This window comes from Kitasatospora sp. NPDC057936 (genome assembly GCF_042887525.1).
Classification (GTDB): Bacteria; Actinomycetota; Actinomycetes; order Streptomycetales; family Streptomycetaceae; genus Kitasatospora.
Window position 1 is genome coordinate 5,632 of the sequence record NZ_JBHVPD010000073.1, and the last position, 21,155, is coordinate 26,786.

The 21,155-nt window shown below is 72.8% G+C and carries 19 protein-coding genes; 6 read left to right on the forward strand and 13 right to left on the reverse strand.

Annotated elements, in window-relative coordinates:
- The 3 genes from ACFVU9_RS31140 to ACFVU9_RS31150 form a co-directional block, all read right to left on the reverse strand.
- A partial coding sequence (locus tag ACFVU9_RS31140) for an alkaline phosphatase family protein (RefSeq protein WP_387599084.1) occupies positions 1-1,536 on the reverse strand: 1,536 nt, incomplete at its 3' end.
- Positions 1,537-1,764: 228 nt separating this feature from the next.
- Positions 1,765-4,632, reverse strand: coding sequence for a transporter substrate-binding domain-containing protein (locus ACFVU9_RS31145; protein WP_387599087.1), 2,868 nt, complete (start codon positions 4,630-4,632; stop codon positions 1,765-1,767).
- A complete protein-coding gene (locus ACFVU9_RS31150) occupies positions 4,598-4,987 on the reverse strand; it encodes a hypothetical protein (protein ID WP_380436495.1) in 390 nt (129 codons plus the stop codon). Before ACFVU9_RS31150 ends, ACFVU9_RS31145 begins: the two co-directional genes overlap by 35 nt.
- Before the next feature lie 213 nt (positions 4,988-5,200).
- Between ACFVU9_RS31150 and ACFVU9_RS31155 the strand changes: the two genes are divergently transcribed.
- Positions 5,201-6,178, forward strand: coding sequence for an NADPH-dependent F420 reductase (locus ACFVU9_RS31155; protein ID WP_387599091.1), 978 nt, complete (start codon positions 5,201-5,203; stop codon positions 6,176-6,178).
- Positions 6,179-6,274: 96 nt separating this feature from the next.
- Here ACFVU9_RS31155 and galK read toward each other — a convergent pair whose 3' ends face one another.
- Positions 6,275-7,414: a galactokinase gene (gene galK / locus ACFVU9_RS31160; RefSeq protein WP_387599094.1), complete on the reverse strand. Its 1,140-nt coding sequence runs from the start codon at positions 7,412-7,414 to the stop codon at positions 6,275-6,277.
- The gene (gene galT / locus ACFVU9_RS31165) at positions 7,411-8,505 is read right to left on the reverse strand and encodes a galactose-1-phosphate uridylyltransferase (RefSeq protein WP_387599097.1); all 1,095 of its coding nucleotides are present in this window, start codon (positions 8,503-8,505) and stop codon (positions 7,411-7,413) included. The genes galK and galT overlap by 4 nt, the downstream gene beginning before the upstream one ends.
- A gap of 171 nt (positions 8,506-8,676) precedes the next feature.
- On the opposite strand from galT, the gene ACFVU9_RS31170 reads away from it, so the two are divergent.
- Both ACFVU9_RS31170 and ACFVU9_RS31175 read left to right on the forward strand, forming a co-directional pair.
- Positions 8,677-9,486: a DeoR/GlpR family DNA-binding transcription regulator gene (locus tag ACFVU9_RS31170; protein WP_380500034.1), complete on the forward strand. Its 810-nt coding sequence runs from the start codon at positions 8,677-8,679 to the stop codon at positions 9,484-9,486.
- A 119-nt stretch (positions 9,487-9,605) separates the two neighbouring features.
- The gene (locus ACFVU9_RS31175) at positions 9,606-10,115 is read left to right on the forward strand and encodes a hypothetical protein (RefSeq protein WP_387599100.1); all 510 of its coding nucleotides are present in this window, start codon (positions 9,606-9,608) and stop codon (positions 10,113-10,115) included.
- Positions 10,116-10,149: 34 nt separating this feature from the next.
- Here the strand turns inward: ACFVU9_RS31175 and ACFVU9_RS31180 are convergent, their stop codons facing one another.
- From ACFVU9_RS31180 to ACFVU9_RS31210, 7 genes are all read right to left on the reverse strand, one after another.
- Entirely contained in the window at positions 10,150-11,301 is a 1,152-nt protein-coding gene (locus ACFVU9_RS31180; protein WP_387599103.1) for a LacI family DNA-binding transcriptional regulator, read from the reverse strand.
- Between the two features lie 1,070 nt (positions 11,302-12,371).
- The gene (locus ACFVU9_RS31185; protein ID WP_387599106.1) at positions 12,372-14,108 is read right to left on the reverse strand and encodes a glycoside hydrolase family 36 protein; all 1,737 of its coding nucleotides are present in this window, start codon (positions 14,106-14,108) and stop codon (positions 12,372-12,374) included.
- A 4-nt stretch (positions 14,109-14,112) separates the two neighbouring features.
- Positions 14,113-14,943 (reverse strand): carbohydrate ABC transporter permease, encoded by an 831-nt coding sequence (locus ACFVU9_RS31190; RefSeq protein WP_380436508.1) that lies wholly within the window; start codon positions 14,941-14,943, stop codon positions 14,113-14,115.
- Positions 14,940-15,836, reverse strand: a complete 897-nt coding sequence (locus tag ACFVU9_RS31195) for a carbohydrate ABC transporter permease (protein WP_387599109.1) — start codon at positions 15,834-15,836, stop codon at positions 14,940-14,942. The genes ACFVU9_RS31190 and ACFVU9_RS31195 overlap by 4 nt, the downstream gene beginning before the upstream one ends.
- The gene (locus ACFVU9_RS31200) at positions 15,833-17,176 is read right to left on the reverse strand and encodes an extracellular solute-binding protein (RefSeq protein WP_387599111.1); all 1,344 of its coding nucleotides are present in this window, start codon (positions 17,174-17,176) and stop codon (positions 15,833-15,835) included. Before ACFVU9_RS31200 ends, ACFVU9_RS31195 begins: the two co-directional genes overlap by 4 nt.
- A gap of 196 nt (positions 17,177-17,372) precedes the next feature.
- On the reverse strand, positions 17,373-17,648 hold the full coding sequence (locus tag ACFVU9_RS31205; RefSeq protein WP_387599114.1) for a hypothetical protein: 276 nt from the start codon (positions 17,646-17,648) through the stop codon (positions 17,373-17,375).
- Positions 17,645-18,073 carry an ATP-binding protein gene (locus ACFVU9_RS31210; protein WP_387599117.1) on the reverse strand — a complete coding sequence of 143 codons (429 nt, stop codon included), beginning with the start codon at positions 18,071-18,073 and terminating at the stop codon, positions 17,645-17,647. The genes ACFVU9_RS31205 and ACFVU9_RS31210 overlap by 4 nt, the downstream gene beginning before the upstream one ends.
- 276 nt (positions 18,074-18,349) lie before the next feature.
- Here ACFVU9_RS31210 and ACFVU9_RS31215 point away from each other — a divergent pair, with 276 nt between their 5' ends.
- From ACFVU9_RS31215 to ACFVU9_RS31225, 3 genes are all read left to right on the forward strand, one after another.
- Positions 18,350-19,237, forward strand: a complete 888-nt coding sequence (locus ACFVU9_RS31215; protein ID WP_387599120.1) for a helix-turn-helix domain-containing protein — start codon at positions 18,350-18,352, stop codon at positions 19,235-19,237.
- Positions 19,224-19,433: a DUF397 domain-containing protein gene (locus ACFVU9_RS31220; RefSeq protein ID WP_380436520.1), complete on the forward strand. Its 210-nt coding sequence runs from the start codon at positions 19,224-19,226 to the stop codon at positions 19,431-19,433. The genes ACFVU9_RS31215 and ACFVU9_RS31220 overlap by 14 nt, the downstream gene beginning before the upstream one ends.
- 270 nt (positions 19,434-19,703) lie before the next feature.
- Positions 19,704-19,913: a DUF397 domain-containing protein gene (locus tag ACFVU9_RS31225; RefSeq protein WP_387599123.1), complete on the forward strand. Its 210-nt coding sequence runs from the start codon at positions 19,704-19,706 to the stop codon at positions 19,911-19,913.
- 54 nt (positions 19,914-19,967) lie between these two features.
- Here ACFVU9_RS31225 and ACFVU9_RS31230 read toward each other — a convergent pair whose 3' ends face one another.
- Positions 19,968-20,930, reverse strand: a complete 963-nt coding sequence (locus ACFVU9_RS31230; RefSeq protein WP_387599126.1) for a hypothetical protein — start codon at positions 20,928-20,930, stop codon at positions 19,968-19,970.
- Positions 20,931-21,155: the final 225 nt, after the last annotated feature.

Here is a 21,155-nt window from a genome sequence, read left to right on the forward strand (position 1 = left end):
CGCGGTGTACGTCCCGGCGGTCGCGTAGGTGTGGCTCGGGTTCTGCACCGTGCTCGCCGCCGAACCGTCACCGAAGTTCCAGCTGTACGCGTAGGGCGCGGTGCCGCCGGTGGCCGAGCCGGTGAAGGCGACGTTCAGCGGGGCGTTGCCCGTCGGCGGCGTGCCGGCGGCGGTGGCAGAGAGGGGCGTGGCGCCCTGGATCCACAGGTCTTCGAGGGGGTCCCCGAGGCCGCCCTGGTCGGCGGTCGTCATGGGGAACGTCGCCAGACCGACGTTGTCGTTGGGGTCGATGATGCCCGGGTGGGTGTTCTCCATGACCCGTTCCATCGCGGCCAGCACGTTGTCCGTGGTGTACGCGACGTGCGTGACGTAGCCCTGCTTCATGTACGTCGGCGAGGCCACGACGACGGTCGGCACGCGGTAGGTGTTGCTGACGTGGTCCGGGCCGTTGCTGCCGTTCTGGGTGTCGTCCTCGGTGACGACGATCACCGTGTTGTCCTTGTAGGACGCGTTGTTCATCAGGAAGTCGACGACCTGCTTGGTGACGGCGTCGTTCTTCGGGATGTCCTGGTAGGTGCCCGGGTGGTCGTTGAACAGCTCGACGTACGAGTAGGACGGCAGACCGTTGCTCGTCACGAAGTTCATGTAGTCGTTCGCGATGGTCTGGTCGTCGTCGTTCTGCCCGCAGCAGGTGTAGTGGTTGTAGTTGAGCTCCTCGGGGACGCCGGTGCCCGGGCGGTTGACCGGCAGCGCCTCGATGTTGTTCGTGGCCGGGTTGCGCCAGTACCCGCTGCCGCTGCTGAGCATCCAGTAGAAGTCCCCGTTCATGATGAACGGGTAGCCGCCGCCGGGGCCCTTGAGGAAGCGGTCGAACTGGGTGCCGCCCGCGGTGGGGTAGGCCTGCTGCTGCGAGCTCGACGCCGACTGGGCGGAGAAGAGCCACCAGTGGTTGGGGCCGCTCGGCGGCTGGGTGCCGGTGCTGTAGGCGTCCATCAGCGCGTAGTTCTTGGCCAGCGTGTGCAGGTTGGGCACCGACGAGATGTGGTTGGTGCTCTGCACGGCGCCGTTGCAGCCGGCCTGGACGGTGGTGGCGCAGTCGCCGAGGTAGTCGTCGAAGGTGTGGTTCTCGCGGTAGAGGACCACGAAGTGGGTGAACGGCGGGAAGTACGGCGCGAGCGGGTTGACCGCCTGGGTGGGCGAACTCACCGTCGCCACCGCGTCGTTGGCCGTCCTCGCGGTCTGCCTGTTGGCGATCCGGAAGTTCCCCGGCTGCGGGAACTTCGTGAACTCGACGCCGGGAGCGGCGAAGGAGGCGCCGGTGCAGTCGTAGTCGTCGGGTTTGTAGGACTGGGGACGCTGCCCCTCGGGCAGGTCCGTGGCGTCGCCCGGGTCGTCGCCCGGGTCCCAGTTCTTGATGGTGCAGGAGCCGACGCCGGTGGCGGGATGACCGCCGGCGGCTCCCGTCGGGCTCAGGGCGGTAGTGCCCAGCGCCAGCACGACCGCCAGCGTGCCGGCGATCCGTGTCTTCCACCTCATGACCGAAACCCCTCCAGCAGAGTTCGCGTGTGGTGCACGACACCCCCCGGGCCCGAATGGTCCCGGGCCGCCGCCGCCCGGACAACGGGCATGGCACTGCTACCTGCCGGTTGGAGTGGATCGCCGCCCCCCGTTCGGCCGGAGTTGGGGGCGGCGATGGTGCGGGTTTGCTCCTCAAGGAGCTCTTCGTCGGTGTTCTGACGATTCGTCCGCCGATGAGGCGTCGGCTCAGCTGGTGGCCCCGTCGACCGATGCCTGGCCCACCGCTCCGGCCTGGACGCCCCAACTGGTGAGGATGCGGCCGTAGTTGCCGTCATCGATCAGTTCCTGCACGGCGCCCCGGACGGCCTGGGTGAGCGTGCTGCCCCGGGCGACGGCGATGCCGTAGGGGATCGATCCGTAGGTGGAACCGACCTTCGTCAACTGCCCGTCGGCGGTGCTGACCGCGTAGTCGACGACGTCGGACGGGCCCAGCAGGGCCTGGTCGCGGCCGGAGACGACGGCGGCCGTCGCGTCCTTCTGCGCGCCGTACGGGTCGCCGCCGTTGCGGATGCCCGGCTTGCCCGCGGTGGTGCAGGCGGGATCGCGGGTGCCGGTGATCTCACCGGCCTGGGTGCTGCCGGTCCGCACCGCGACCGACCGACCGCAGAGGTCGTTCGGGTCGATCCCGTCCGGGTTCCCGGCCCGCACCGCGACGGCCGTGCCGGCGGTGAAGTAGTCGACCATGTCGACGTACCCCTCGCGGTTCCTGCGGTCGTCGATGGAGCTCATGCCCAGCTGGTAGGCGCCCGACATGACGCCGTGGGCGATCCCGTCGAAGTTCACCGCTTCGAGGTCCGCGGTCAGTCCGAGCTTGCGGGCGATCGCCTTGGCCAGGTCGGCGTCCATCCCGACGATCACGCCTTTGTCGTCCTTGAACTCGTTCGGCGCGTAGGCGGGGTCGGTGGCCACGACCAGCCTGCCGCTCGACCGCACGGCGGCCGGGACCAGGGCGGCCAGCGCCGGATCCGTCGAGACGGCGGGCACGGCCCCCGCGTTCGGGGTCGCGCCCGCGGCCGTCCGCGCGGCCGGCGGGCCCGGGCGCGAGGTGACCGTCACGGTGGCGACGGCGGCGACCACCAGCAGGAGCACTCCCAGGAGGAGGGCACGGACCTTGCGGCCGCGCGGCAGCAGGCGGATCCGGTGGTTGGGCGGGGCGCCTGCTGGCGGGCCTCCGGGGCCGGTCGCGGCTCCGGGGCCGCTCGGGGCTCCGGGACCGGGCGCGGCTCCGGGACCGCTCGGGGCTCCGGGGCCGCTCGGTGGCGGTGGCCCGGGAGGCGAGGACGAACCGGGGGGCCGTGACGACCAGGGCGGCGGCGACGAACCGGCCGATGGGGACACAAGGTCCTGCGCCAGCGAGCCGAACTCCTCCACGTCCCGGACCGGCGGCGGAGGCGGGACCGCCCGCGCGCGCACCTCCGGCGACGGGACCGCGAGCGCCGGGGGAGGCCGGGGCGCCGTCCGATGGGCGGGCGCCTCCGGGCGGGGTGCGGCCGGAACGGCCGGGGCTCCCGGGGCTGCCGGGGCTGCCGGGGCTGCCGGAGCTGCCGGAGGGCGGGCCCGTGCGGCCGGCGGCACGGCGGGTTGCCCTGCGGCCCGCCCGGCCGGCTCGGGGCGGGATTCGGGCCGCGCGGGCTCCGCCGCCAGTACGCGCTGCGGCGACGCGGCGGGACCGGGCGAGGGCCTCGGGCGCGACGGACGGGCTTCGGCGGGCCGGACTTCGGCGGGCCGGGCTTCGACGGGCCGAGCTTCAGCAGGCCGGGCTTCGACGGGTTCGGCCTTCGAGGGCTGCTCCGGACGTCCCCCGGGCTCGGGCCGGAATCCCGGGGGCGAGAGCCGGGCCCCGCCGGGCGTGCGCTCGACCTTCGGGGGCGACGGCTGGGCCTCGTCGGGCCTCGCCTTCGACGCCGTCACCCCGGGCTCGGCCCTGGAGGCCGGCACCCCGGGCCCGTCCGACCTGACCTTCGAGGGGCCGGCCCTGGAAGGGGGCACCCCCGGCCCGTCGGGCCCTGCCTTCGACGGCTGCGTCGGCCGTTCCCCGGCCTTCGGTTCGGCTTGCGCCAGCAGGGCGCGCGCGGCCGAGGCCACGAGGGGGACGTCGGCGTCCGCGACCTCCTTCAGCGTCCGCCGGGCCGTCAGCTCGCGCGCCGGGTCGGGCCCGGTGAGCCACTCGCCGAGCGCGGTCACCGCGCCGAGCCGGATGGCCGGGTGCGGGCTGTCCAGGCCGCTGCGCAGGGCCTCCGGCAGGGCCGCGGGGGCGACGGCCACGCCGGCCGGGCTGCGGGCGAGCAGGATCTTCCCCTCGGCGCCGTAGAGCCACCGCTGCGGGGTCTGCCGACCACCGCCGGAGCGGATCCGGTCGAAGGCGAACGCGTAGGCGTCGTCGACCGACACGTAGCCGTCGTGGTCCTCGTCGGCCGCGCCGCTGCGGATGCCGTCGACGATCGCGGTGGTGAACACCGAACCGGGCGGCTCCATCCCGGACAGCGGCTCGCCCTCCCAGGAGTACTCGCTGCCGCGCGAGGCGGTCAGCACCACCCGCCCGCGGCCCTGGCCGCGCAGGCGCTCGCCCAGCGCCAGGTCCTCGTCACCCTTGAGCCCGTGCGAGAACGCGCCGCTGAAGCAGCAGTCGAGGATCACCACCAGCCGTCGGGCCCGGCAGTCCTCCATCAGGTCGAGCAGCCACTGCGACTCCACCCCGGTGGCGGCGAGCCGGGTCTTCACGGTGTCGGTGGCGGCGAAGTACAGCTTGCGGCGGACGTCGACGAGGCCGTGGCAGGAGAGGTAGACGAGCAGCAGGTCCTCCGGGTCGCGGCCGGTGAGGAACTCCTCCGCGGCCAGGCGGATCTCCTGTGCGGTCCGGTCGACCACCCGGGTCACCGCGAAGCCGCCGATCCGCGGGTCGGCGAGCACCTCGCTCAGCTGGTCGGCGTCGCGGGCCGGGGCACGCAGCTGGCGCAGCGCCGGGTCGGTGTAGCGGGCGGTGGCCACCACCAGCGCGAAGCGGAGTTCGTCGGGCAGGTCAGGGGACGGCCGCGTGACGTGCGAGCCAGTCATCGATCATCGTTTCCTGCTGCTTGGCGGTCACCCCGGTGACCTTGAGCGTGTCGCCGCCGTAGCTCAGTTCGACGACGTGGCCGGTGCGTCCGACCCAGTTCCGGACGGAGGTGACCACCGCCCGCAGCATGTCGAGGTCCACGAAGTGCACGAGCAGCACGCCGGCCAGGCTCCCGAGGCCCTTGGCCTCCTCGGGCGCGGACTCCTCCTCGACGGGTTCGGCGTCGGTGAGGTCGAGGTCGTCGAGCAGTTCGGTGCGGAGCCGGGCGGTGAGCTCCGTCAGCTCGTCCGGATCGAGGCCGGTGTCCGGCCGGACGTGGAGCAGTAGTCCGGTGGACCCGTCGAAGGTCGCCATGGCGCACGCTCCTTCCCCGAGGACCTGCGGCCGGTTGCCTCCCCACCATCATCTGCCGGAACGGGCCGACCGTCACCGTTTTTGCACGATCGATTCGTAGGGTGAGCGGTGCTCAAGGCGACGGACACTCAGCGCGACCGGCACCGGGCCGAAATCGGGGCTTCGCCGTGTCGGCACTCGTCCGGTGGACACTCAGCGCGACCGCCACGCGGAGTGACGAACGCCCAGCGTGACCGGTGTACCGCCGGTACCGCTGCTGCCACCCGTGCCACCGATGACACCGCTGCCGCCGGTGACGCCGCTGCCGCCGGCGATCAGGACGCTCCGGCCGACGGGGAGCGATCCCGGTCGTGTGCTTGTCACCGTGCCCGCACCCGCGCCGTCCGCGCCCCCTCGGACAGCCGACGCTCCGTCACCCGACGCCCGTCAACCCCGATACCGCGAGATCACCCCGGAGAGTGGGAATCGACGGCGCCGCGGGGTGGTTGGGCCAGGTCGAGCGTACGGAAACTCTTGCAGAGGGGTCCCACCATGAAGATCGGCATCATCGGCGCGGGGAACATCGGCGGCAACCTGACGAGGCGCTTCACCGCCCTCGGCCACGACGTCTCCGTCGCCAACTCGCGCGGGCCGGAGTCGTTGGCCGGGCTCGTCGCGGAGACGGGGGCGCGGGCGGTGCCGGCCGCCGAGGCGGCACACGGCGCCGACTTCGTCGTGGTCACGGTGCCGCTGAAGAGCGTGCCGGACCTGCCCGCCGGCCTGTTCGACGGGGCCGCCGAGGGCTTCGCCGTCATCGACACCGGCAACTACTACCCGAAGGAGCGCGACGGCCTGATCGCCGAGATCGAGGGCGGCCTGACCGAGAGCCGCTGGACGGAGCGGCACCTCGGCCACCCGGTCGTCAAGGCGTTCAACGGCACCTACGCCCAGGACCTGGTCGAGCGGCCCCTCCCCCAGGGGGATCCGGAGCGCCTCGCCGTGCCGGTCGCCTCCGACGACGAGGACGCCAAGCGCAGGGTCCGGGCGCTCATCGACGAGATCGGCTTCGACACGGTGGACGCCGGCGGCCTCGACGAGTCCTGGCGCCAGCAGCCCGGCACCCCGGTCTACGGCCTGCGCGCGGGCGTCGAGGCCGTGACGCGGGCGCTCGCCGAGGCCTCGCCGGAGCGTCCGGAGGCGCACAGGGCCTGAGGTGATCGAGGAGAGGCCAACAGCGAGAGGCCAACGGCGGGAGACCAACGGCGGGGCGCTCCGGATGGGCGCCCCGCCGGAAGCCGGGTGGCACGGTCAGGCGATCCGACGGGCGCCCTCGGCCGGGGTCGCGGTCAGGGTGCGCGGGGCGGTGAAGCCCTTGGCCAGGAACGCGGCGGTGACGTCGGCCGCCACGGCCTCGGCCGCCTCCGCGTCCACGAGGGCGATGACGGAGCCGCCGAAGCCGCCGCCCGTCATCCGCGCGCCGTGGGCCCCGGCCGCGACGGCCGTGTCGACGGCGAGGTCGGTCTCGGGGCAGGAGACCCGGTAGTCGTCACGCAGTGAGGCGTGCCCGGCGGTGAGCACCGGGCCGAGCGCCGCGAGCGCGCCCGCCGCCAGGTGCGCGACGGCCTCGGTCACGCGCTCGTTCTCGGTGACCACATGCCGCACCAGCGGCCGCAGTTCCTCCGGGAGCCGGGGCAGCGCGGACGCGAGGTCGGCCGGCCCGAGCTCGCGCAGGGCGGGCAGGCCGAGCAGCCGCGCCGCGCGCTCGCAGCCGGCCCGCAGGCTGGCGTACGCGCCGTCCCCGAGGTCGTGCTTGACCCTCGTGTCGAGGACGAGCAGCGCGAGACCCGCACCGGCCAGGTCCACCGGCACCTGGCGCATGGTGAGGTCCCGGCTGTCCAGGTGCAGGGCCGCGCCCGCGCGGCAGCACATCGAGGCCATCTGGTCCATGATCCCGCACGGCACGCCGACGTAGGCGTTCTCCGCCCGCTGCGCGACCAGCGCGAGCTCGGGCGCCGAAAGGCCCAGCCCGTACAGGTCGTTGTAGGCGATCGCCACCGCGCACTCCAGCGCCGCGGAGGACGACAGCCCGGCACCCGTCGGCACGTCGCTGTCCAGCGACAGCTCCGCCCCGCCGACGTCGTGCCCGGCCTCGCGCAGCGCCCACACCACCGCCGCCGGGTAGCCCGCCCACCCGGTGACGCTGCCCGGGGCGAGGTCCGCGACCGCCACCTCGGCACTGCCGCCCTTGGTGGAGTGCAGGCGCAGCAGCCCGTCGTCGCGGCGGCGGGCCTGGGCGCGGACGGTCTGCGGCAGGGCGATCGGCAGGACGAAGCCGAGGTTGTAGTCGGTGTGCTCGCCGATCAGGTTGACCCGCCCGGGAGCGGCCCACTCCCCCTCGGGCGCGTGTCCGTAGAGCTGGGTGAAGGACGGCTGGGAGAGGGTGTTCATCGGGCGACCTCCCGCAGCCGCTGGGCCGCGTGTTCGGGGCTGACGTCGTTGACGAAGGCGTCCATGCCGGATTCGACGCCGGCCAGGTACTTGAGCTTGTCGGCGGTGCGCCGGATGGTGAACAGCTCCAGGTGGAGGGCGAGTTCGTCCCGCTGTTCACGGGGTGCCTGGTGCCAGGCGGAGATGTACGGGGTGCGGCCGGTGCCGAAGAGGCGGTCGAAGCGGCGCAGCAGGTCGAGGTAGAGGCGGGGGAACTCGGCGCGTTCGGCCTCGTCGAGGGCGGTGAGGTCGGGGACGCGGCGGTGCGGGTAGAGGTGGACCTCGTAGGGCCAGCGGGCGGCGAACGGGACGAAGGCCGTCCAGTGCTCGCCGGCGAGTACGACCCTTTCGCCGTCGGCGCGTTCGGCGGCGAGGAGGTCGTCGAAGAGGTTGCGGCCCGTCGCCGTCCGGTGCGCGGCGGCGCGGGCGGCCATGCGGGCGGTGCGCGGGGCGGTGAACGGGAAGGCGTAGATCTGGCCGTGCGGGTGGGCGAGGGTGACGCCGATCTCGGCGCCGCGGTTCTCGAAGCAGTACACCTGCTCCACCCCCGGCAGGGCGGAGAGCGCGGCCGTCCGGTCCGTCCACGCGTCCAGGACCAGACGCGCGCGGGCCTCGGAGAGGTCGGCGAAGGACGCGTCGTGGTCGGCCGTGAAGCACACCACCTCGCAGCGCCCGGCGCCGGGACCGGCCGTCCGTAGTCCGCCGGTGAGCTCGCCCGGCGGTCCGGCCAGCGAGGGGAAGCGGTTCTCGAAGACGGCCACCTGGTAGTCGGCGGCGGGGATTTCGCTCAGCCGCCCGTCCTGGGAGGGGCACAGCGGGCACTCCTCGGCGGGCGGCTGGTAGGTGCGGGCCTGCCGGTGGGCGGCGACGGTGACCCAGTCCCCGGTGGCCGGGTCCCGGCGCACGTGGGAGGCGGGCGGCCGGGGGTCCAGCGGGCGCCGGTCGACGGCGTTCCGGGGCACGGCCGCGCCGCTGTCGTAGTAGATGAGCTCCCGCCCGTCCGCGAGCGTGGTCGCGGTCCTGGCGGTGGGCTCGGTGACGGTCCCGGCCATGGCCTCGGTTCTCTCTCCTCGATCCGACATGAATCAACAATCTCGAACACTATCCAACAGACCCGCCGCCCCGGAAGCACCCGGCACCTGCCATGATGGCCATGCTGGCGATGAGCGCGGCCGCCCCGGCCGCACCGACCCGCGCCACGCCGACCCGAGGGAGGCCCTCCGATGGCCGACAGCGCCCAACCGCTCGCCGGGCAGCGACGCGCGCTGATCCTGGAACAGGTGCGCGCGCGGGGCGGGGTCCGGGTGACCGAACTCGTCCGCGACCTCGGGGTCTCCGACATGACGGTCCGCCGCGACCTCGACGCGCTGGCCCGGCGCGGACTGGTGGAGAAGGTCCACGGCGGCGCGGTGCGGGTCGAGGCGCCGCTCAGCGGCGAGCCCGGGTTCGAGACCAAGGCCGGCTGGGAGCTGCCCGCGAAGGAGGCGATCGCCCGCGCCGCCGCCGCACTCGTGCCGCCCGGTTCGGCGGTCGGCCTCGCGGCCGGCACGACGACCTTCGCGGTGGCCCGCCACCTGCGCGCCGTCGAGGGCCTGACCGTGGTCACCAACTCCCTGCGGATCGCCGAACTGCTGGAACAGCCCGACGACGACGGCACCCCGGCGACGGCCACGGTGATCCGCACCGGCGGCGTCCGCACGCCCTCGGACGCGCTGGTCGGCCCGGTCGCGGACCAGGCGATCCGCTCGCTGCACGTCAACGTGCTCGTCATGGGCTGTCACGGCCTCTCCGCCGACACCGGGCTGACCACCCCCAACCTGGCCGAGGCCGAGACCAACCGGGCCTTCCTGCAGTCGGCCCGCCGCGTCATCGTGGTCGCCGACCACACGAAGTGGAACGCCGTCGGCCTGGCCTCCTTCGCCGCCCTCGACCAGCTCGACGTCCTGGTGACGGACGACGCCCTCGCCGCCGAGGAACGGACGGCCGCCGCCCGGCTGGTCGGCGAGCTGATCGTCGCGTCCTCCGGGGACTGACGGGCGGGACGGGGCGCGCCCCGAGGGGCCCGGCGACCGAGCCCGGATCCCCCTGTGGGGGGACGCCTCCGGCCCTCCGGGAGGACGTGGCGCCGCCTCCCACCGGCCAGCCTGGATGCATGACCACCGCATCGAACCCCGCTGCTCCGGCACCCCGTTGGGCCGTGCGAGCCGCACACGCCGCAGCCCTCACCACCGTGCCCTCGGGGCTGTGGCGGATCGCCCTGGCCCTCGGCCTTCCGGTCGGCTACGGCGACCAGGTGCTCCGCCAGGACTTCCACATCCCCGGCTGGGGCGCGGTCGCCGTGGTCGGCCTCAGCGTGGTCTCCGAGGCCCTCGCCCTGCTGACGCTCGGCCTGGTCCGGCCCTGGGGCGAGGTGGTGCCGCGCTGGATCCCGGTCCTCGGCGGCCGGCGTGTCCGCCCGCTCGCCGCCGTCATCCCCGCCGCGCTCGGATCACTGGCCCTCGTCTACGTCTGGAGCGGGTTCCTGTTCTGGTGGAACGTCGATCACCACCCGGCGATGACCGGTCCCTGGGGCGACATCGTCGGGGTCCTCTACCAGCCACTGGTCCTCTGGGGCCCGCTGCTGGCCGCCGTGACCGTCTCCTACTACCGCCGCCACCGCTGAAGCGGCCCGGCCGGTCATCGCGGCGCTCGACCCGTCATTGCGGCGCTCTACCCCCCGAACTCGCCCGCACCACCAGCTCGGTGGCCAGCTCCAGCCCCGCGCCGGGCACCCGTTCCCCCCGCACCTGGCCGAGCAGCCGCTCGACCAGCGCGGCGGCGATCGCCCGCAGCGGCAGCCGGACCGACGTCAGGGCGGGGTGCAGGTGACGGCAGAGCGGCGTGTCGTGGAAACCCGTGACCGCCACCTCCCGTCCGACCGTCAACCCCTCGGCGCGGACGGCCTCGTAGACGTCCAGCGCGAGCAGGTCGCTCGCCGCCGCGACGGCCGTCGGCCGGTCCGGGCGGCGCAGGAGCCCGCGCACGGCGGCGACGTCCGGCCCGGCCGCCACCTCCGCCGTCAGGCCGAGCCGCCGCGCCTCGGCGAGGAAGCCCGCGCGGCGTTCCGCCATCCACGGCAGGTCCTCCGGGCCTCCCACGTACCCGAGGCGCCGGTGCCCGCGCTCGGCGAGGTGCCGCACGACGGCCGCCATCGCCGGGCCGTTGCCGATGTCCACCCAGTGCTGCGGCTCCCCCGGTCCTGTCCGCCCGAAGGTCGTGAACGGGACGCCGGCCCGGGCGACGTGGCCGATCCGCGGGTCGTCGCGCAGCACGTCCGCGAGCACGAGCCCGTCCACCTGGCGGGCCGCCACCAGCTCGTCGATGGCCGCGAGCGCGTCGCCGGCGCCCGACGCGTCGCCGGCATCCGTCCCGTCCTCCGCGCCCGACGTATCCCGGGTGCCCCCACTGCCCGGTGCCGGGCGGAACAGCAGCACCCGCAGGCCCTGCGCCCCGGCCGCGTCGACCAGCGCCTCCAGGAAGCCGGCCATCAGCGGGTTGGGGTCGAACGGGTCGTCCACCGGCGAGAGGTAGCCGATGGTGCGCCGGGCGCCGCTGCGCAGCGAGCGGGCCGACTGGTCCGGCTGGTAGCCGAGTTCGCGGATCGCGGCGGTCACCCGCTCCAGGGTGTCCGGGCGCACCCGGTGCGGGGCGTTGAGCGCGTTGGACACCGTCTGCCGGGACACGCCGGCCGCGCGGGCGACCTCCTCGATGGTGGTGGCCCCGCGACGCGGACGGCGCACTCCGGCCCCGCGCACGGCCTCGTCGGGCGTCGTGACAGCGCGGCGCGGTCGGCGTGCTCCCTCGGGCATGGCTTCCTCCGGCGTGCTCGGTCGGGTCATCGGTGCGGTCACGTGCGGCGCAGGGTCGGCAGCCCGCCGCGCGACACCTCGACGACGCCACCCCGGCGGGGTCCTCCCCACCCCGCCGGACGATACGCCCTCCCGCAGCCACGACGATCACCCCCACCGAACGACCGCACCACCGGATCGGCATCGGCACGACATTCGCGCACGCCGCAAGGTGCGCAGCCGGCCACGCGACACCGCACCACCGCCGACCGGCCATGCGCCACGGGCCAACCACACCTCCCATTCGGCATCGGCGCCGCACTCGCGCACGGCACCGTCGTTGCCCCGCCCCAACCAGGCCGGACGGCACGCCGCCGCACGGACGCACGCTGCAAGGGCGTCGTCACGAGGTCACGTAGGCCACGGCGCCACCCGCCCACCGAGCAGCACCACCGACCCGACCACGCCCCACCCCACCCCGCCGGTCGCCCGAACGTGTCCTGAACGGTGGCCACCGCCGACCGGCTGCCGTCGACACCCGCCTTCGGATCGACGTCGAAGGGCGCCCTCCCCACCCCGCCGGACGACGCGCCCCGCGCACGGCGAACTGCCGCGACCGCCGGGCCGGCGTGGTCACGACCGTCACATGCAGCATGGGGTCAGCCGCCCGCCGCGCGACAGTCCCACGACGGTGCCGCCCCGGGCCGAGCTCCACCCACCCCGCCGGACGACGCGCCCTCGCGCAGCCTCGACGATCGCCTCCGCCGGCCAACCACACCGCCGAGATCGGCACCGGCGCTGCACGGACGCTGCAGGGCGAGCAGCCGGCCGCGCGATGCCGCAGCCCCGTCGACCAACCGCTCGCCCGGGCAATCGCACCTACCGTTCGACGCCGGCGCTGCGCTCACGTACGGCACCGTCGTTGCCCCGCCCCAACCAGCCGGACGGCACGCCGCCGCACGCACGCACGCACGCACGCTGCAAGCGTGAGCGCCGCCCTCGCGACACCGCAACACCGCCGACCAGACCGAGCTCCACCCCGCCCAGCCGGGCGACCGGCCGCCACCACCGGGCCGACCTCGTCGCGACGCTCACGCACGCCGCAGAGTCAGCAACCCGCCGCGCGGCACCGCGACGACGGCGCCGTCCCGGCCGAGCTCCACCTCGCCCTGCCGGACGACGCGCCCCCGCGCGTCCTGCACGACCGCCTCCGCCGTCCCGCTGCCGCCCGTCAGCCGCACGTCCGGGTCGGCGTCGGCGTTGGCCACCAGCAGGGTGCGCCACCGGTCGCCGCCCGCGTCCACCGGCAGCGCCGCGTAGCGGGCGACGGCGACGGTGTCCGGGCCGGTGGCGGTGACCATCGGGTAGCCGAGGTCGGGCCGGGCCGGGCGCAGTTCGCCGAGTTGCAGGGTGTCGGCGTGGGCGCGGAAGACGCCGAGCCAGAAGGCCAGGGCCTCGCGCTGCTCCGGGCGCAGCGCGGCGAGGTCGACGGACACCTGCGGCACCGCGAACAGGACGTTGATCAGGTGGCAGGCGATCTGCTCGGGCGGCTCGACCGGGTGCCAGGTCAGCATGTCGGCGTGGACCGGGACGGGCCCGGCGGCGAGCCGCACGTCGATCGTCCGCTGCCGGTTCTCCTGGGGGCTGAGCGGGCAGTCGGTGGCCCGGATCATGGTGACGTACGGCCACAGGGCCGGGCTGACGTAGGGCTGGCGGTGCTCGATCATCGCGTCCGGGTGGGCGGCCGTGATCCGCCGGCGCAGCTCGGCGAGCAGCCGTTCGACGCCCTCGTCGACGCTCGCGCAGTCGGCCCCGGGACCGGGTTCGGGCGCGTCCGCCCGCGCGAACCAGTCGACGAAGTCGACCTTGAGGCCGTCCATGCCCCATTCCTCGACGGCCCGCGCGAGCCGGCCGACCAGGAACTCGCGGACCTCCGGGTAGCGGGGGTCCGCCACGACGGCTCCCATGGGCCCGGCGTCCGCGAGCGCGTACCGGCCGATGCGCTCGAACGCGGCGCTGTTCTTGCCGATGAACGGCAGCGCGTACCAGAGCATGTACTGCACGCCGAGCTCGTGGACGCGCCGCACGTGGGCGGCGGTGTCCGGCAGCGAGACCGGCTCCCAGTCGCCGCAGTGCCCGTAGCCGCGCGTGCGGTCGGCGGTCATCCAGCCGTCGTCGACGATGATCACGTCCAGGCCCAGCTCCTTGCCGAGCGCGGCCTGGGCCTCGACGGCCTTCGGCTCGATGTCCTGGTGCATCGCGTACCAGGTGGAGTAGGCGGGGCGGCGGGCGGCTTCGGGCACGTCCGCCCGGTGTGCGGTGCCCCACCACTCGGCGAGGCCGGCCAGGCAGCGGGCGAAGTGGCGGCGCGAGGTGTCGATCCGCACGGTGAGGCGGCCGGGGGCCTGCGCCCAGAAGCGGAACTCGCCGGTCTCCTCGACGACTCCCGCGCCGGCCAGCACGTCGGGCCGCTCGGCGGCGAAGGCGCAGATCGCGACGTCGCCGGTGCCGACGAGGGCGGCGATCGGGGCGCCGGCGGCGATCCCGGTGCGGCGCGGGGCGCTCCAGGCGGCGGGCAGCCAGCCGGTGCCGCGCGGTTCGGGCGTCCAGAGGGCGGTGGCGTCCACGCACGGCACCCGCCACTCGATGCGGACGTCGCCATCGGCCACCGGTGTCGCCTCGACGGTCACCTCGACCACCCCGTCGGCGACCGCGCGGGCCGTCCCGGCGCCGCTCACCCGCAGGTCGAGGCCCTCGGCGTACAGCGGGCGCAGGCCGCCGGTGGCGGAAGGGGCGGCGGGGGCGTGCGGCTCCCAGATGTCGGTCACGGGTTCAGCCCTTCGTCGCACCGGCCAGCAGGCCGGAGATGAACTGCCGTTGCAGGACCAGGAAGAGGACCATCATCGGCAGGGTGGACAGCGCGGTGCCGGTGAGGATCGCGCCGTAGTCGGTCGTGCTCTTGTTGCCGTACAGGGTGGCGATGGCCACCGGCAGGGTGTGCATGGCGGGGCTGCGCAGCGCGACCAGCGGCCACACGAACTGGTTCCAGGAGCCCAGGAAGAGGAAGATCGCGAGTGCCGCCAGCACCGGCCGCATGACCGGCACGACGACGCTCCACAGCACCCGGAACTCGCCCGCGCCGTCCACCCGTGCGGCGTCCAGGAGTTCGTCCGGCAGTCCGGCGAGGGACTGCCGCATCAGGAAGATCGCGAACGGCACGCACAGGCCGGGCAGGATGAGCGCCTGGTAGGTGTCGAGCAGACCGAAGCTCATCATCATCTTGAACAGCGGTACCAGCATGACCTGTTCGGGCACCACGAGGGTGGAGAGCAGCAGCCCGAACAGCAGACTCCGGCCCCGGAAGCGGAACTTGGCGAAGGCGTAGCCGGCCAGCAGCGCGACCACCAGGGCTCCGACGGTCTGGACCCCGGCCACCAGCAGCGAGTTTCCGATCACCCGGAGCAGACCGATCCTGCGCTGCAGGTGGTCGAGGTTGTCGCCGAGGTGGCCGCCGGGCAGCAGCTTGGGCGGCCAGTCGAAGATGTCCGTGTCCTTGCGGGTGATGGCGATCACCAGCCAGTAGAACGGGCCCACGGAAAGGCCGGTGAGGCCCGCGAGGAGGAAGGTCAGCGGCCAGCCGCGCAGTTTCGTGATCGGCTTCATTTCTCCCGCTCCCCCATCAGCCGCATCTGGACCGCGCCGAGCACCGACACCAGCAGGGTCAGCGCGTAGGCGATGGCGGACGCGTAGCCGAAGTCGAAGTACCGGAAGCCGTTCTGGTACAGGTACATGGAGACGGTCAGCGTCGCGTTGTCCGGGCCGCCGCCGGTCAACACGTAGGGCTCGTCGAAGAGTTGGAGCGTGCCGATGGTGGACAGCACGACCGTGAACAGCAGCACCGGGCGAAGCGCGGGCACCGTGACCGCCGTGAACCGCCGCACCGGGCCCGCCCCGTCGACCATCGCGGCCTCGTACAGCTCCTTCGGGACGCCCTGGAGGCCGGCCAGGTAGATGACGGCGTTGTAGCCCGTGTAGTGCCAGGTCAGCACCAGGACGACGGCCATCCGCGCCCAGAACGGGTCGCCGAACCAGTCGACGACCGGCAGGCCGATCGCGTCCAGCAGCCAGTTGACGGCGCCGTGGTCGGAGTCGAGCAGAAAAGCGAAGATCACGCCGGTGGCGACCAGGCCGGTCACGGCCGGCATGAAGACGCCCAGCCGCCACACCGCCCGCCAGCGCACCAGCGCCGAGTTGATGCCGACGGCCATCAGCAGGGCCAGCCCGAGCATCACCGGGACCTGCACGACGAGGATCTCGGCGGTGTTGCGCAGGGCCGTCCAGAACAGCGGATCGTCCAGCAGGCGACGGTAGTTGGCGAGTCCTGCGGAGCGGGCGGCGGTGCCGGAGCCGGCGGTGAAGGAGAGGAGCAGCGAGTCGACGACGGGGTACGCCTTGAACACGCCGAAGGTGACCAGGGCGGGGGCGAGGAGCAGGTACGGCACGGCGGTGCGGCGGCGCCGGGCACGCGCGAGGGACGGTTGGACGGTCGTCGTCATGCGATGCTGCGCCCGGTCTGCTGGGCCAGCTGCTTGGCGGCGTCCTGGAGGACGGCGGCCGGGTCGCCGCCCTTCAGGAACACCTTCGTCTGGGCGTCGCCGGCCAGCTTGAGGGCGCGGGCGTAGTCCCCGGAGTAGTTGGTCGGGTCGCCGCCGTCGACGGCCAGGTCGGCGAAGGTCCGCAGCACGGGCTGGCCGCCGTAGTAGGCGCTCGGCGCGCCGTACATCGGGTCGGTGTAGGCCGCGGTGAGCGCGGGGAAGACGCCGCCGGCGGTGAACATGCTGTTCACGGAGGCCGGGCGGGTGAGCGCGTACTCGACGAACTTCCAGGCGGCGCGGCGGCGCGGGCTGGAACCGGCGACGGCGAGGTGGGTGGAGTTCACGAGCGCGGTCCGCTTGCCTCCGGCGGTGACGGCCGGGGGCTTGGCGAGGCGCCAGTGTCCGCTCTGGTCGCCGAACTTGGCCTCCAGGTAGTGCGCCGCCCAGGCGGGCATGGGGGCGACGGCGAGCTTGCCGGCCTTCATCAGGGTGGCCCAGCCCTGCTCGCCGGGGGCATCGGCGACCAGCCCGGCGCCGTCCAGCCGCTTCAGGACGTCCATCGCGCGGACGGCCTCGGGCGCGCCGAGCGTGATCCGCCCCTGGAGGTCGAAGTAGAACGCGCCCTGGAGCTGCATCAGCGACTGCACGAAGTCCAGGTCGGGGTCGGGGTTGGCGGCCTTGTTGATGCCGATGAGGGAGATGCCGGGGTTGGCGGCCTTGAACTTCTCCGCCACGGCGATCAGGTCGTCCCAGGTGGCGAGGGCGGTCGGGTCGATGCCGGCCTTGCCGAAGTAGTCCTCGCGGTAGAAGAACCCGAGCGGGTTGACCTCCCAGGGCAGCGCGTAGGCGTGGCCGTCCTTGCCGGTGACGACCGGCCACAGGCCCTTGGCGAACTCGTCCTTGTGGGCGTCGGCGCCGAAGGAGGAGAGGTCGGCGAGGCCGCCGGGGAACTTGTCCAGGTAGCCGGGCAGGTAGTCGCAACCGATGTGGAGGACGTCCCCGAGCCCCTGCCCGCCCGCGGCGAGCCCGACGGTGATCTTGTCCCAGATCGCCGGGTTCCCGATGTCCTGGACGTCGACCTTGATGCCGGGGTTGTCCCGCTCGAACGCCGGGACGACCCCGCGCAGCGCGGCAGCGGCCGTGGCCCACGACCACACGGTGACCGTGCCGGTTTCGGCGTCCCCGCCTGCGGCTCCCGCCGATCCGGAGTCCCCGCAGGCCGCCAGCGCTCCCCCGGCCGCCAGGGCCAGCAGACCGGCCCCGGAGGCGCGGAGGAGCTCGCGACGTGAAAGGTGTGACATTGCATCGCCTCCCGTTTTTGAACGTTCAAATCCACAAAACAGACCAGAACCAAACAGTCCCGAACGAGCGCCACACAGCAAACGCCACCTGCCGTACGCCGTCAACCCCCAGGTACGCCCGCAACCGTTCCGTTACCAGGCGACGGGATGGCTGCGCGAGAAGTCGGATGGGCCGACTTCTCGCGCACGCCCTCGGTCAATCGGGGGCCGGGCAGAGGTAGATCGGGTGGGGCGCGATGCCCACGAACGCGATCACGCGCATGGCGCCGACTCCGAGCAGCTGGCGGGCGATGCGGTCGGCGGACCGGGGCGAGAAGAGGTCGGCGAGGAAGTCGGCCTGGTCCTCGTCGAGCGGGAGGTGGGAGACGGCGGTGCGGACGGCTTCGAGGGCGTCGGGGAGGCGGGAGAAGGTGGCGGCCTTGGTGACGCCCTTGATCTCGACGCTTACGGCGAAGGGGAGTTCGGCTTTCACTTGGTGCCCCCGATCGTGGCCCAGATCGCCTTGCCGACGCCGCCCGCACGCGGGCAGCACCCCCAGCGGGAGGCGAGCTGTGAGACGAGCCAGAGCCCGCGCCCGGCTTCGTCCTCGGCGGTCGCGGGGCGCGCGTACGGACGCCCCGCGCCGGCGTCGTGCACCTCGATGCGGAGGGCGTCGGGGTGGAGGGAGAAGTGGACGTAGAGGAGGCGTCCGGGCGGGGTCATGGCGTGGAGCACGGCGTTGGTGACGAGCTCGCTGAGCATCAACTCGCCGGTTTCGACGAAGAGTTCGCCGGAGGGTTGGGCGGCGAGGAAGCCGCGGAGCAGCTTTCTGGCCGCGGCGACGGACTTGCGGTGCCTCGGCAGCCAGTAGGAGCAGTCGGCGGCGGGGGCGGGCGGCTTCTCCAGCATTCCGGGCATGGCAGGGCCTCCTGGAAGTGAGGCTCGCCGCGGCGGCAACGGCCCAGAAGAGGCACGGGGATGCCCGGGTGGCCATCCATCAAGATCGCCGCAGGCGAGCAATCGGACTACTCCTCGTAGTCTGCTCCGCACACTCCGCAATCTGCAAGACTTCATTTTGAGTACTTCAAAGTCGATGACTCGGTCTGTTGACGCTCATTGCGAAGCGGGCACACGGGTGCTTTCATTTCGAGCGCTGACGGTGCTTCATACTGGAAGCCAGGAAGGGGTAGGGCCATGGCGGAAGGGCCGACTGGATCAACGGTGCCGCGCAGGCAACTTGGTCGATACCTGCGCGATCTGCGCAACCGATCGCGACTCACAGTGCGGGCAGCGGCTCGCACGCTGGAGTGGTCGGAGGCGAAGATGTGGCGCATCGAGACCGGCCAGACCTCGCTGCGCAGCCTCGACGTCGAGGCGATGTGCAAGGTCTACGGAGCGCCCGCCGAACTCACCGAGGCTCTGATGGGGCTCGCGAAGGAGACCAAGGCTCGGGGCTGGTGGCACTCCTACGGGGACGTGATCCCGGAAGGCTTCGATCTCTTCATCGGGCTGGAAGAAGCCGCATCGAGGATCGCTTGGTACGAAAGCGAGTTGGTACCCGGCCTTCTACAGACCGAAGGCTACTCGCGCACGATCATGCGGGCGGACAACCCGCACGAGGACGATGACGAGATCGAGCGGCGAGTCCACCTCCGCTCGACGCGTCAGGTCCTCCTCACCAGGGTCACGGATCCGCCTGTGTTCGACGTAGCGCTCAACGAGGCAGTGCTGCGCCGCCCCGTGGGCGGATCCCAAACCATGGCCGGCCAGCTCGCCCACCTCCTCGAAGTGGGCGAGCTGGCCAACGTCACCATCAAGGTAGTCCCGTTCAGCGCGGGTCTACACCTGGGCGTCATGTCAGGCCCGTTCGGGATTCTGCGCTTCCCGCTGAACGGCGACGGCTCCGAAACCGAGCCACCGACCGTCTATGCGGACGGCTACACCGGCGACCTGTACCTGGACAAGCCCGGCGAAGTGGAACGCTACGACGCTGCGTTCAAGAACATCTGGGAGACGGCACTCAGCGAACAGGCGTCAAGGCAGCTGATCTCGGAAGTGGCAGGAAGTTATGGACACGGTTGACCTGACAATAGCGGCGTGGTTCAAGTCCAGCCGCAGCAACGGACAATCTGCATGCGTTGAGGTCGCCATCCTCGACGATGGCACCGTTCCCGTACGGGATTCCAAAGATCCGCAGGGCCCCGCACTAGTCTTCCCGGCCAGCGCATGGACAGCATTCGTCGCCGCCGTGAAGGCCGGCGATCTTCCGATCACGTAACCGGGTTGCGGGGGGAGTAGGCCCGGCCGCCATACCCCCCCCCCGCCCAGGCCCCCCCCACCCCACACTCCCCGCCGGGCCCCTATCTTTCTGGCCCGCCCCACTGGTCCATGTTTTTGGGGCCGGCGGTTCCGGGGCGTTTTTTGTCTTTCCTGTTTTGGGGGTGGGGGTCGTGGCCCGCCCGCCTCCCCCCCCCCGCGCCCTCGCTGCCGCCGACGACGCAACACGCGCTGCCATCGATGGTACGAAGTCAGACAAGAGGGTGGGCATATGACCATGCCGGCAATCTCTGCTCGGGGCTGGTACAAGAGCAGCTACAGCGCGCAGGCGAACGAGTGCGTGGAGACGGGCCACGCCACCACTGGCGACATGGCCGTCCGGGACTCCAAGGACCCCAGCGGCCCGGCGCTCGTCTTCCCCGCCTCCGCGTGGGCGGCATTCGTCACAGCCATCAAGATCGGCGAACTCCCCACCGCCTGACCACGCGTGCGTGGGAAGTCGGCCTCGCCGACTTCCCACGCACGAACGATCCACTCACGCCTGTGCATCAGGGCTGTACGAATAGAACATGCGCTGATCCATCCCCGCGCCCTTCCAGGCCAGGAACAGGCAGCCGCAGTTGCCGAACGCGGCCAGCGCCGGCCCGTTGCTGGTACCTCCGCCCAACTGGCGCTGGTCGCCGAAGTTCTGGCCGTTGTTGCTCGCGGTGTAGAACATCCGCGGATCCTCCCCCGCACCCTTCCAGGCGATGAAGATCGCGTTGTTGAATGTCGCCAGCGTCGGCGACTGGCTGGTCCCGCCCACGCCCTGGACCCAGCCCCGCTGCGTCCAGTTGTAGCCGTCGCCGGTCGTCGCGTAGTAGACGTGCTCGTCATTGGCGCCCTTCCACGCCAAGTACAGCTTTCCTGCGAACTCGGCCAGCGCGGGGCCGGTGCTGGTGGCACCTCCCCCATCCACCTCCCGCTGCTCCGACCAGGACCGGCCGTCCCAGCTCACGCTGAAGAAGAGCCTCGGATCGTCACCTGCACCCTTCCAGGCCAGGACCAGCCGGCCGTTGTAGGTCGCCAGCACGGGAGCGGAGTTCGAGCCGCCTCCCACACCGGTCTGGTCCGTCCAGTTCACGCCGTCCGGGCTGGAGGCGTAGAACATCCGCTGGTCGCTCCCCGCCCCCTTCCACGCCAGGTAGAGCCGCCCGTTGAAGGCGGCGAGGGTCGGGCTGGTGCTCGTACCGCCCCCGACCCCAACCTGGTCCGTCCAGTGCACCCCGTCCCAGCTGGAGGCGTAGAACATCCGCGGGTCGTCGCCCGCACCCTTCCAGGCCACGTACAGGCGGTTGTTGAAGGACGCCATCGTCGGTCCGGCATTCGAGCCGCCGCCGACCGGAGCCTGTGCGGTCCAGTCGCCGGAGGCGGCCGAGGCCGTACCGGCCCCGACGGTCGTGCATGCGAGGATCACACCCACCAGCACGCTGACGAGTGCAAGAACGCGCTTTGACACGGAGACTTCCCTTCTCCCGGGGGATCCTCCTTCGCCCTGCCCGCCCAACTCGCAAGCCGGCCACCGCCCCTGAAGACCGGAGCCACGGATCCCGGAGTGACGCCGACAGCGTGTCAGCTGACGTGGTCATGCGGAAGTCGTCCTCGTAGTCAGCCGATAAACGTGCAGCTCACTCGCACGAGAAGTCGGCCACGCCGACTTCTCGCGCAAGCGTCGTGCCCCCAC